This window comes from Streptomyces sp. NPDC054883, assembly GCF_053610645.1.
The window spans coordinates 41,871-52,278 of record NZ_JBSGYT010000005.1 but is presented as its reverse complement, the minus strand read 5'-3'; the positions used below and the strand labels follow the sequence as shown (position 1 = coordinate 52,278).

The window sequence follows — 10,408 nt, the reverse complement described above, 5'->3', positions numbered from 1 at the left end:
TCGGCGCCCGCCCCCGGCCACGACCTGCCCGGGTGTTAGCTTCTCCCCGTGGCGGAGCACCAGGACGAGACCAGGGCGGCCTACGACGGGATCGTCGGGCTGTACGCGTCGATGTTCGCCGACCGGCTGGAGACCCGGCCGTTCACCCGGGCCATGGTCGCCACCTTCGCCGAGCTCGTGCGCGGAACGGGGAACCGGCGGGCGGCCGACGTAGGGTGCGGGCCCGGACACCTGACGGCCGTGCTGCACGGCCTGGGGCTGGACGCCTTCGGGCTCGACCTCTCCCCGGCGATGGTCGAGCACGCCCGGCGGGCCCACCCGGCGTTGCGGTTCGACGAGGCGCGGATGGAGGCACTGCCGGTCGAGGACCGCGCGCTGGGCGGCGTACTGGCCCACTACTCGATGATCCACACCCCGCCCGGGGAGCTGCCGGCGCTGCTCGCCGAGCAGGTGCGGGTCCTGGCGCCGGGGGGCCTGCTCCTGGTCTCGTTCTTCGCCACGGACGGACCGGAGCCGGTCCGCTTCGACCACAAGGTGACGCCCGCCTACAGCTGGCCCGTGGACCGGTTCGCGGAGCTGCTCACCGGGGCCGGGATCGTCCCGTTCGCCCGGCTGCTCCACGACCCGGCCTCCGAGCGGGGCTTCCTCGACGCGCACGTGCTGGCGCGCCGCCCGTGACCCCTGCGGTCGGGCTCTGCCGTCAGGCCTTGCCGGTGAGGGACGCCGCCAGCTGCTTCGTCAGCTTGGTGCCGCCCGCCATGCCGTTGTCGGTGCTGCTGCTGACGAGCACGGTCGCCACCGAGGTGCCGACCCGCGCGGCCACCAGCGTGGTGCCGCCCTGCCAGGCGGTGCTGGTGAGGGTGATGGTCCAGGCACCGTCACCGACGCCGGCCAGGGGCTTCTCGGTGACCGTCACCTTGGCGTGGGTGTCGCCGTCGGTGTAGCTGGGGCAGGCCTTGGAGATCTTGCCCAGCGCGTCGAGCACGGTCGTGGCGGTCGCACCCCGGTAGACGTCGATCTCCTGGGCGAACTCCTCGGAGGAGTTCTTGTTCACGTACGCGTTCTGCGCGAAGGAGACGCCGTTGATCCCGGTGATCTCCACCCAAGAGGTCCCGCCGAGCTTGGTGCAGTCGGGGGTGGGCACGTCGGCGGTGGCCGGCAGCTGGTAGCCGTTGCCGGTGTCGCGTTCGAGCTCCGGGTCGGAGGTGAAGCCGGCCGCGAAGAACGAGGCGGGTGCGAGCGCAGCCTTGAGCTGCTTGCCCGTCAGCAGGCCCTTGTTGGGGTCGGCGGCCGGCGCCGCGGCGGCCGACGGCGATCCCGCGGCCTTCGGGGTGGCCTTCGGGGTGGTGAAGGAGCAGGCGGTCAGCGCCAGCGGAAGTGCCGCGACGGTGAGCAGTCTGGCGGCGGGGGATATCTGACGCACGATGTGACTCGACCTCGATGTTCGCATTCAGCAGAGGGACTCGCGCATCCCATCGGGTTGCCCCCGGCAGGACAAGAGCCCGGCAAATGCTTTGCCAGAAGATAGAAAACGTTTACCGGAATACGTCCGTCCAGGCTCGGGCTCTGCTAAAGTCCGCCGCCGAACTGATCTTGAGCAGTGGGTCATGACCGGCCGATAGGTCACGGTGAACGGCCGTACGGGGCACGGGACTTCTGTAGCCGTACCGGCTGCGGCGGCCGCCGCTGGGCGGCAGGACGGTCCTGCACGGGATCGAGTGGACGTTCCGGACCAGGGTCGACCGTCTCGCGCGTATAACGGGCTGGCGGGGCGACGACGTCCCGCCGCAGGAGAGGTGGCGGCAGCCATGAGACTTCCCCGCACGGCCCACACCGAGCAGCCGTGGCGGATCCACGGGTTCGCCCGCGACTTCGACGTCGAGGACGTGTGGTCGTACCGCACGCCCGGCGCCGGGCCGGAGGACTTCCCCCTGATGCTCGCCGCGATCTCGGCGGCCGGCCGGATCGACCAGCAGAACCCGGTGGCCCGCGCCCTGTTCGCGGTGCGCTGGAAGCTCGGCGCCCTCTTCGGCTGGGACCGGCCCGGTACGGGCGTGGGCGCGCGGGTCGAGTCCCTGCGCGACCGCGTCCCGGCCGAACTGCGCGAGACCGCGGACGGCTCGGGTGCGGGCGGCCCGTTCACCACGGTGTACGAGACCCGCGACGAGGCGGTCCGCGAACTGGCGAACAAGACCGTCCACACCCTCATGCACCTGGGCTGGGTACCGGCCGGGGACGGCGGGTACGAGCTGCGGATGGCGGTGCTGGTGAAGCCCAACGGCCGGTTCGGCCGGCTCTACATGGCCCTCATCGCGCCGTTCCGCCACCTGGTCATCTACCCGGGACTGACCCGCCAGTGGGAGCGCGCCTGGCGGGAGCGCGCTCGGCCGTCGGCTGGGCCCGCTGGAAGTCGGTGACGATGCGGCGGCAGCCGGTGTGCCGGGTCCCGCACGTCGGGGCCGTCGGCGGGGCAGGTGGTGCACTCGGCCTCGTGGACGGGGGCGCTTCCGGTCCGGTCGGCGGTCAGCATCCAGTCGGACGGGCTCACCACCCCCCTCACCGGGGCGCCCCCTTCACGTCCAGCTCGGCCCACAGCCGTTTTCCGGGCCCGCCCCGCCCGCCGACGGCCCACCGATCGGCGAGCGCGGCGACGAGGAAGAGCCCGCGCCCGCCGTCGGCGTACGCGTCGGGAGCCGCGGCGACGGGCCGCGCGTCGCTGACGTCGTGCACCTCCACCCGCACCCCGGCCGGCAGCCGCACGAACCGCGTCTTGGCTGGACATGACCGCAGAGATAGTCGGCGACTACCGTAAGTCGTCCTACTCGGACCAGCTGAACGACTGCGTCGAGGTGGCCGAGACCGCCGACGGCGGGCGGGCCGTCCGGGACAGCAAGGACACCGCCCGGCCCGGCTTCCGCTGCGCAGCGCCCGCCTGGGCGGCCTTCCTCCACGACGTGAAGACCGCCACCCGCTCCTGAGCCAGGCGACCCGACGCCCTCGACGTCAGCGGTACCGGATGACCCGGACCCCGGACTCCCGCAGCCCGTCCAGGCTCGTGAAGTCCGCCGCGGAGCCGTCCACGAGTCCCACGAACCCGGCCTCGGAGCGCAGACCGGTGAGCAGCAGGCCCGTGGACTCCCGGCCCCTGTCGTCCAGGCGGCGCACCCACACCACGGCGCGGCCTCCGGGCGGCAGCGCCGCGATCGCCTGGATCGAGTCCACGACGGTCGGGAACTCGGACACCTCCATGACCGGTCCCAACTGGCTCATCGTGGTGGCGAACCAGTCGGCCTTGCCCGGTGCCGGCGTGGGGCCCGCCTCCTCACCGCGGTCCCAGCGGGCGAAGAATCCCCACGGGTCGGAGTTGGGCAACAGGAACGGCTCCCCCAGCCCCTTCGGTACGACCACCGCGGCGTCGAGCATCGAGTGCCGCCAGTCCCCGCCCCTCAGCGCGGCCGTGGTCTGGCAGGCGAACAGCCAACCGCGGGCGGTCTCGTCCGCCGGGTCCGGTGCCACCAGTTCCACCGGGTCCTCGTACGTCCGCCGCAGCCACTCCTCGGCCTTGAGCCGGGCCGCCCCGAACTTATCGACCTTCCCAGGCGCTTCCAGCTTCATCCGGGCAAACACCAGGCCCAGCACCCCGTCGGTGTCCAGCCTCGCCAAGCCGCCGGTCATGCCGTCCAGAAACACCGCATCGCCGTTGCTGTTGTGTGCGTAGATCAGATGCCCGCTCACTTCGGCTCCGCCGATCGTCCTTCGGACCCACACCACACCCTGGGTGCCCGGGCCGGTCTCCCGGACTCGCCGGATCACCTCGTCCCAGCTCGCGCACCGCAGTTGCTCTGCGGTGGGGAAGTAGCGCTTGAGAAGCAACTCCCACCATCCCGGTGCCTCGTGCGCCGACTGCCAGGGCAACGGCGACGACGGCGCCCCGGCGATCATGGCGGCCACCGTGACCACACACCCCCGCGAGTTCAGCCGCCGTACCTGCACCTGCGGATCCCGGGGTGACGGAGCGCGTGTGTAGGCCGCCGCATCGCCCAGTGGGTCGTCCGCCGCCGGGTGGAACGGGGGCCCCCCGTCCTTGGGTACCACCACGGACGCTGCAAGCATCGGCGTCCGGGGATACCCCGGCTGCTCAATGGTCCGACAGGCAAACAACCAGGTCCCGGTGTCCTCGGCCACGGGATTCGACTCTGCCAGCTCGACGAGCCCTCGGTATGTGGCATTGAGCCACTGCACTGCCATGCGCTGAGGTTCGATCATCAGTCGAGTTCAATCCTAGGTAGGGGGCCAGTCGCCCGCTGCCAGCCGGTCAAGGTATACGGCCACGGGGAGGTGGGTCGGCGGAAAATGAGGCGCCTCCCCATTCTTCGGAACAACCACTACGCGAGTGAATGGCGCCAGCGCTCGGTTTCCTGTATCGATATGTTCCTGCGAATCGAAACGAACACACCACGCGAAGCTATGCTCGAACGACAGGTCAGGCTGCAGGACGATCGTGAATTGCGCATCCAAAAAGGCCCCCGACAAGAACCTGCGGGCACTGATATGCGCTTCCGTCCGCGATACCGACATCATTTCCCTCCACCATAGGGAATATGGCCAATGTATGGCACATCTTCCAGAGTTGCCAATTTCCCAGTCTGCCCATCGATGAAAGCTACTCCATACTTGGTGTGCACGGCGTTGAACACATGAGCGCTGCCGTCAGACCGCTCGATGTATACGACACTTCGAGCATCTGGCCCACGCTCCTTGATATCACGGATTATGTCATCATAACCGTCTACCCAATCGTATTCGCCGAGCGCCCTATCTTTCAGGCCGAGCACCTCCGGAGGAACGTGCGCGCCTTCCGACCTTGGAGCAGCCGACACCTCCATCCCCTGCATCCTCTGCTCCACAGCCACCACATTGTGCGAACAGTTCATCGTGTAGCCTGGGCGGCCAGTCGGGTTCAGCTTATCGAGCCACGGAAACACGTCATCTGTGAATTTCTCGGCGTCTGCGACCGAAACCGACCCATCATGAATGGATTTCTCGGAGACCTTTTCAGTCGACTTGGCCAGGTCTTTCCAGTCGTGGGGCTCAGTCGGAGTGGCGGCGGGTTTTACAACACTCTTCCCTGCAGATTTTACTGAGCTCCCCGCGCCTTCTTCGGCCAGGCGCACGCCGGCGCGGGCTTCGCCCAGGCCCTTGGTGCCGATGAACTCGGGGAACAGACGGCCGAGGCCCTCGCTGAAGTCGTCCTTGAAGGGGTCCAGCAATGCGGCCGGGACGCGTTCGGGGTGGGACGCGGTGGAGACGAGTCCCGCCAAGGTCATGTTGACGTGCTGCGAGTACTCGGCCGGATGCGTCAGGTTGTAGGGGTCGTAGGGGTTCAGGCCGCGGGCGAAGTCGAGGATCCCTGCAGTGCCCTTGACCACGCCGCCTACGAAATGGTTCAGCTCCACCGCCTGGCCGGCCTCGTAGTCGAGGAAGCCGTCCCATGCCCGGTCGGATGCCGACGGCATGGCCGGAGCTTTTGCGGTGGCCGCGTCGATGGCCCGCTGGGCCGTACCGGCGGCGTCGTTGCGCTGGCGGCGCGCCTCCGTGAGGATCTCCTGGGCACGGCGGCGGGCCGCCTCGCCCGGGTCGGCACCAGGTGCGGGGCAGGGGCCCGGGTCTCGGCCGGCCCGGGCGGCGGCTTCGTAGGCGTCGGCCTTGGCCCTGTAGGCCTCCGCCGCCTCCCTCGTCTCCTGCACGCCCTGCCGGTAGAGGTCGATGGCCTGCTGGGCCTGCTGCTGCGCCCATGCCACGGTGTCCGCGTAGTGCGTGAGGGCGTCGGCCGCGGCCTGGCACGCGTCGGAGGCGTGCAGCCAGTCCGCGGGGTGCATCGCGAACTCCTCACGGAACGCGTCGGCCGCGGCCCCCTTCCAGTGGCCGGAGTCCAGGGACTTCATGCCCTGGCCGACCCGGTCGAACGCGGCTTGGAAGTCGGTGAGGTGCCCCGCGGACTCCCGGATCGTCGACGGCTTGCCGTGGATCAGTTCGTCCGCCTGCTGCGTCTGGCCGAGCTGCTGCTCGCCTATGGAGGCGCCGAGGTCCGAGGCCAGGTCGTCGCCCCAGTCCTCGATCTTGTCCGCCCAACCGTGGGCGCCCACCCGGTCCAGAACGTCGCCAACTCCGTGGGCAGCCATGTCCACGCCCTCGCCGACCACCTTCTTGGTGGCGCCCCAGCTGTCCTCCAGATTGTTCAAGCCCCTGTCGACCAGCCCGCCCCAGTCGGTCATCCGTGCTCACCGCCTGCCTGGGGCCGGGGCGCGGGGCCGATCATGTCGTCGACCGCCGCGTCCACGTCGTCCCGTAGACCGGCGGCATCGACTATCTGGTTGGGCAGGAGCGTTTTGGAGCTGTTGACGTCCCGGAGGGCGCTCTTCCAGGCTTCCTTGCTGTTCTCGTTGGCCCGCTCGAAGGACTCCGGGCTGTAGTCCGCGTTTCTGATCTGCGTGTACGGGTTGTCGGCGAGGACGTCACCCCAGCCCTTCTTGGTGACGTCGTCCTCTGACGCGTACGGGTTGCCCATCGCCGAGTTGGCGAGCACCTTGAAGCCGCCCTGGATGTACTGCTCCTGCTCGTACACCAAACCGGCGGACAGGCCGACCTTCGCCGCGAAGTCATTGCCCTGCTGCACCAGGGAGCGCACGCCCCACTCCCAGCGCTCGCAGAACGATCCGAAGGAGGACGTCAGGCCGTCGTGACCGGTCTCCATCCCCGACAGCGACAGGTCCGAGAAGCCGCGACCCATACTGGCCGTGCCCACCATCCCGAGTTCCTGCAACTCGGCCAGGGCCTGCGTGATCCCTCCGGCTATCTCGCCAAGCGCCTGCTTCGACACGTCCAGATCAGCGCCGTCCCCGCTCACTCCGCCACCTCCCCGTCCAGCGCCGCCGCGTCCGGCACGGTGCCGCGCAGCGGCGGGTACACCGCCCCGACGGGCCCAGCTGCGTCCAACGCGACCCCGCAGGGGAAGTCCAGCGCCGGCACCACCTCGTCCAACAGCCGCGCACCGATCACCCGCCGGTACGGCCACTCCCGCCCGGTCTCGCCCCGCGCCTCGGCGAACCGGGCCAGTGCCTCCTCGTCCGAGAACGCGCAGATCCAGTCGAGACCGCCGAGTTCGGCGGTCCACAAGCCACCCTGGGCGTCCAGCGGCACGAGCACGACTCGGCTACGGAGATCCGACAGCCGTGCTTCCGCCGCCTCCCGTGCGGCGTCGAGCGGATCCGTCCCGACCGCGGGAGCCGCCGTCGCGGCCGTCGGCATGACGGCGGGCGCCGATGCCACGCGTTCGGCTGCCGCCGCCCGCAGTTGTGCCCATTCCTCGTCGAACCCCACCCGGAACTCCCCCCCTTGCTGCGCACCGGCCGGCCCCCCGGCCGAACGAATCGTCGCACGCAATCCGCGACGGGCCCGGGGCCCCTATCCCCAGGGCACGTCCGGGGCGCGGTAGTACGTGACGCCCTGGGCGTCCAGGCGGGGGGCCTGGGCTGCCAGGCGGTGGCTGTACGACGGCCAGTCGTGGGAGGCCGCGGGGGACCAGCCGAGTTCCGCGAGGCCCAGCATCCGGGGGAAGGCCATGAACTCCCAGTCCGCCCGGGTCCCGATGGTCTCCGTCCACAGCGCCGCCTCGACGCCCAGCACCGCCGGCTCCGGGACCCCGGGCAGGAACGCCCCCGGGTCCCAGTCGTAGGACCGCTTCACCGGGACGTAACCCGCCCACGCCAGGCCGGGCTTCGTCGTTGCGTCGTACTTCATGTCCAGGTACAGCCGGTCCGCCGGGGACAGGATCAGCGGGTGGCCCGCCTTCGCCACCTGCGCGAGCCGCTCCTTCTCCTTCGCCGGGGTCCCGCCGTGGCCCCAGTACTGGAGCACCGCCCCAGGCGCCGGCCGGGCGGCCGCCAGCTGGTGCCAGGCCACCACCGTCTTGCCGTACTTCGCGACCACCGCCTGCGCCCGGTCCATGAAGGCCGCGTAGTCCGCCGCCGGCGTCGCGTGCGCCTCGTCGCCCCCGATGTGCAGGTACTTGCCCGGCGTCAGCTCCGCGAGCTCTCCCAGCACGTCGTCGATGAACTCGTACGTCCGCTCCTTGCCGACGCACAGCGAACTGAACCCGACCTTCGTCCCCGTGAACCGCTCCCGCGCCTTGCCGTCGCAGTTCAGCTCCGCGTACGAGGCCAGCGCCGCGTTCACGTGGCCCGGCATGTCGATCTCCGGAACCACGTCCACGTACCGCTCGCCCGCGTACGCCACCAGGTCCCGGTACTCGTCCTTCGTCCAGTGGCCGCCCGGTCCGCCGCCCACCTCGCTGCCGCCGCCGTACTCCGCGAGCCTGGGCCAGGACGCGGACTCCAGCCGCCACCCCTGGTCGTCGGTGAGGTGGACGTGCAGGACGTTCACCTTGTACTGGGCGAGCTGGTCCACGTACCGCTTGACCTGCTCGACCGTGAAGTGGTGCCGCGCGATGTCGACCATCGCCCCGCGGTACGCGAACCTCGGCGCGTCCGTGACCGTCCCGCCCGGCACCGTCCCCGCGCCGCTCACCGGCAGCAGTTGCCGCAGCGTCTGCCCCGCGTGGAACAGCCCGGCCGGGGTGCGGGCGGTGAGGGTGATCCCGTCCGTCCGGGTCTCCAGCCGGTAGCCCTCCGCGCCGGTCCCGGGCGCCGCCGGATCCAGCCGCAGCCGGACCCCGTCGCCGCCCTCCCCGTCGACCACCGGCAGCGGCAGCCGGCTCGGCCCGCGCAGCTGCTGCGCCAGGAGTTCGCCGACCCGGCGGACCTCCTCGTCCGGGCCGGAGGTACGGATCACCGTGCCCGCCCCGAACCGGTACCCGGCGCCCGCCACCCGTACGGAGGCCGGCGCGGGCAGCAGCCGTGCGTACGGGGCCGGGGCGGCCGCGGGACGGGCGGAGGAGCCCGGGCGGCCGTCCCCGGGCCCGGCGTCGACACCGTGGGCGGCTGCGCAGGACAGGGCGGCGCCGCCGAGGACGAGGAGGGTACCGAGCGTGCGTCGCAGGACTCTCATGCGCCCAGGTATAGGCCACCGCGGCCGTCAACACCGGTGACAGAATCACAAGATGGCGGAAATCATCCAGAAGGACGGCACATGGACCTTCGACGGGGACGCGGTGCGCATCGTCCCGGGCCGGGACAAGGACGTGGGCCCGCTGCGCCAGGCCCTCGGGGAACTTTCGGTACCGCTCCACGCGATCGCCGGGGTCTCCTATGAGCCGGGCCGCAAGTCCGGCCGGCTGCGCCTTCGGCTCCGCGACGGCGCCGACCCGCTGACGCAGGGCACCGGCGGACGGCTGCCCGACGCCGCCGACCCGTACAAGCTGACCGTGGACGCGGCCAGGGCCGGGGTCGCGGAGTACTTCGTGGACGAGGTGCGCAACGCGCTGCTGCTCGACCAGGTCGACCCCGGCCCGGCGCAGGCGTACCTGCTGCCCGGGCCACCGGTGCCGGTGACGGCCGAGGCGGGCGACGCGACGGTGTCCTTCGACGGCGACGCGATCACGCTGGACTGGAACTGGACGGCGGAGGACGCCAAGCACTCGGCGGGCCCCAGCCGGTTCCGGGTGGCGGACGTACGGGCGGTGGACTGGGTCCCGGCCAAGGGCCTCTCCAACGGCTGGCTCCGGTTCACTCTGACGGGTGCCCAGGCGGCGCCCGCGGCCAAGTACGACCCCCACACGGCCGAACTCTTCGGCTTCGGCAAGAAGGAGCTGCTGACCGCGCTGGTCGCGGCGGCCGTGACCGTACGCCTGGCCCACCCGGCCGCGTCGGCCCACCCGGGCGCGTCGGCCGACCCGGCCGCCGCGAACACCGCGCCCGTCCCCGCCGCGCTTCCCCGCCCCGTCTCGGCCGACCACGACGCCCTCCTGCGCCGGCTGCGCGAGCTCGGCGAGCTGCACAAGGAAGGCGTCCTCACCTCCGAGGAGTTCCTCACCGCGAAAGCCGCCATTTTGGGGCATTTCTGACCGAGCCAGATCGGAGCCAGACATTCCTCTGGTCCAGACCAGCATGATCCTGCCCGTTTCCGGGCAGGATTTTTGCGTTCCGGCCCGTGGGCCGTCAGTATCTACGGGTGCTCGACCGCCGCCCGTCGCATGACGACCTCGTCGACCACCTGGTGCGCAGCACCTCGCTCCAGCGAGGCGAAGCCGCCCGGGTGGTGCTCGACGTGCTCGCGTACTTCGACGAGACGACCGAGGCGTTCGTCCGCCGCCGCCACCGCGAACTGCAGTCCGGCGGCTCCGTCAACGCGGAGACCTTCGAACGCATCGCGGCCGAACTGCCGCACCGCGCCGTGGCACCCCCGGAGCTCTCGCTCCGGCAGCTGCGCCGCATCGTCTACGGCTGAGCGG

At 71.0% G+C, this 10,408-nt stretch carries 12 protein-coding genes; 5 read left to right on the top strand and 7 right to left on the bottom strand.

Annotated features, from left to right (window positions below):
- Nucleotides 1-48: 48 nt before the first annotated feature.
- Entirely contained in the window at nucleotides 49-678 is a 630-nt protein-coding gene (locus ACWGH1_RS05930) for a class I SAM-dependent methyltransferase (RefSeq protein ID WP_453353751.1), read from the top strand.
- A gap of 22 nt (nucleotides 679-700) precedes the next feature.
- Here ACWGH1_RS05930 and ACWGH1_RS05925 read toward each other — a convergent pair whose 3' ends face one another.
- Nucleotides 701-1,423 carry a hypothetical protein gene (locus tag ACWGH1_RS05925; RefSeq protein WP_453353750.1) on the bottom strand — a complete coding sequence of 241 codons (723 nt, stop codon included), beginning with the start codon at nucleotides 1,421-1,423 and terminating at the stop codon, nucleotides 701-703.
- A 385-nt stretch (nucleotides 1,424-1,808) separates the two neighbouring features.
- Here ACWGH1_RS05925 and ACWGH1_RS05920 point away from each other — a divergent pair, with 385 nt between their 5' ends.
- Nucleotides 1,809-2,417 carry a DUF2867 domain-containing protein gene (locus tag ACWGH1_RS05920; RefSeq protein ID WP_453353749.1) on the top strand — a complete coding sequence of 203 codons (609 nt, stop codon included), beginning with the start codon at nucleotides 1,809-1,811 and terminating at the stop codon, nucleotides 2,415-2,417.
- Between the two features lie 139 nt (nucleotides 2,418-2,556).
- On the opposite strand, the gene ACWGH1_RS05915 is transcribed toward ACWGH1_RS05920, so the two are convergent.
- Nucleotides 2,557-2,760, bottom strand: a complete 204-nt coding sequence (locus ACWGH1_RS05915; protein WP_453353748.1) for an ATP-binding protein — start codon at nucleotides 2,758-2,760, stop codon at nucleotides 2,557-2,559.
- 20 nt (nucleotides 2,761-2,780) lie between these two features.
- Here ACWGH1_RS05915 and ACWGH1_RS05910 point away from each other — a divergent pair, with 20 nt between their 5' ends.
- Complete coding sequence (locus tag ACWGH1_RS05910; protein WP_453353747.1) at nucleotides 2,781-2,978, top strand: DUF397 domain-containing protein; 198 nt, start codon at nucleotides 2,781-2,783, stop codon at nucleotides 2,976-2,978.
- A gap of 25 nt (nucleotides 2,979-3,003) precedes the next feature.
- Here ACWGH1_RS05910 and ACWGH1_RS05905 read toward each other — a convergent pair whose 3' ends face one another.
- The 5 genes from ACWGH1_RS05905 to ACWGH1_RS05885 all read right to left on the bottom strand — a co-directional run bounded on the left by ACWGH1_RS05905 (nucleotide 3,004) and on the right by ACWGH1_RS05885 (nucleotide 9,066).
- Nucleotides 3,004-3,993: a YrhB domain-containing protein gene (locus ACWGH1_RS05905; RefSeq protein ID WP_453408460.1), complete on the bottom strand. Its 990-nt coding sequence runs from the start codon at nucleotides 3,991-3,993 to the stop codon at nucleotides 3,004-3,006.
- 584 nt (nucleotides 3,994-4,577) lie between these two features.
- The gene (locus ACWGH1_RS05900; protein ID WP_453408459.1) at nucleotides 4,578-6,275 is read right to left on the bottom strand and encodes a putative T7SS-secreted protein; all 1,698 of its coding nucleotides are present in this window, start codon (nucleotides 6,273-6,275) and stop codon (nucleotides 4,578-4,580) included.
- Entirely contained in the window at nucleotides 6,272-6,907 is a 636-nt protein-coding gene (locus ACWGH1_RS05895) for a hypothetical protein (protein WP_453355245.1), read from the bottom strand. Before ACWGH1_RS05895 ends, ACWGH1_RS05900 begins: the two co-directional genes overlap by 4 nt.
- On the bottom strand, nucleotides 6,904-7,380 hold the full coding sequence (locus ACWGH1_RS05890) for an SseB family protein (RefSeq protein ID WP_453355246.1): 477 nt from the start codon (nucleotides 7,378-7,380) through the stop codon (nucleotides 6,904-6,906). Before ACWGH1_RS05890 ends, ACWGH1_RS05895 begins: the two co-directional genes overlap by 4 nt.
- 84 nt (nucleotides 7,381-7,464) lie before the next feature.
- Nucleotides 7,465-9,066 carry a beta-N-acetylhexosaminidase gene (locus tag ACWGH1_RS05885; RefSeq protein ID WP_453355247.1) on the bottom strand — a complete coding sequence of 534 codons (1,602 nt, stop codon included), beginning with the start codon at nucleotides 9,064-9,066 and terminating at the stop codon, nucleotides 7,465-7,467.
- Between the two features lie 52 nt (nucleotides 9,067-9,118).
- On the opposite strand from ACWGH1_RS05885, the gene ACWGH1_RS05880 reads away from it, so the two are divergent.
- Entirely contained in the window at nucleotides 9,119-10,021 is a 903-nt protein-coding gene (locus ACWGH1_RS05880) for a DUF4429 domain-containing protein (protein WP_453355248.1), read from the top strand.
- A 107-nt stretch (nucleotides 10,022-10,128) separates the two neighbouring features.
- The gene (locus ACWGH1_RS05875) at nucleotides 10,129-10,404 is read left to right on the top strand and encodes a hypothetical protein (RefSeq protein ID WP_453355250.1); all 276 of its coding nucleotides are present in this window, start codon (nucleotides 10,129-10,131) and stop codon (nucleotides 10,402-10,404) included.
- Nucleotides 10,405-10,408: the final 4 nt, after the last annotated feature.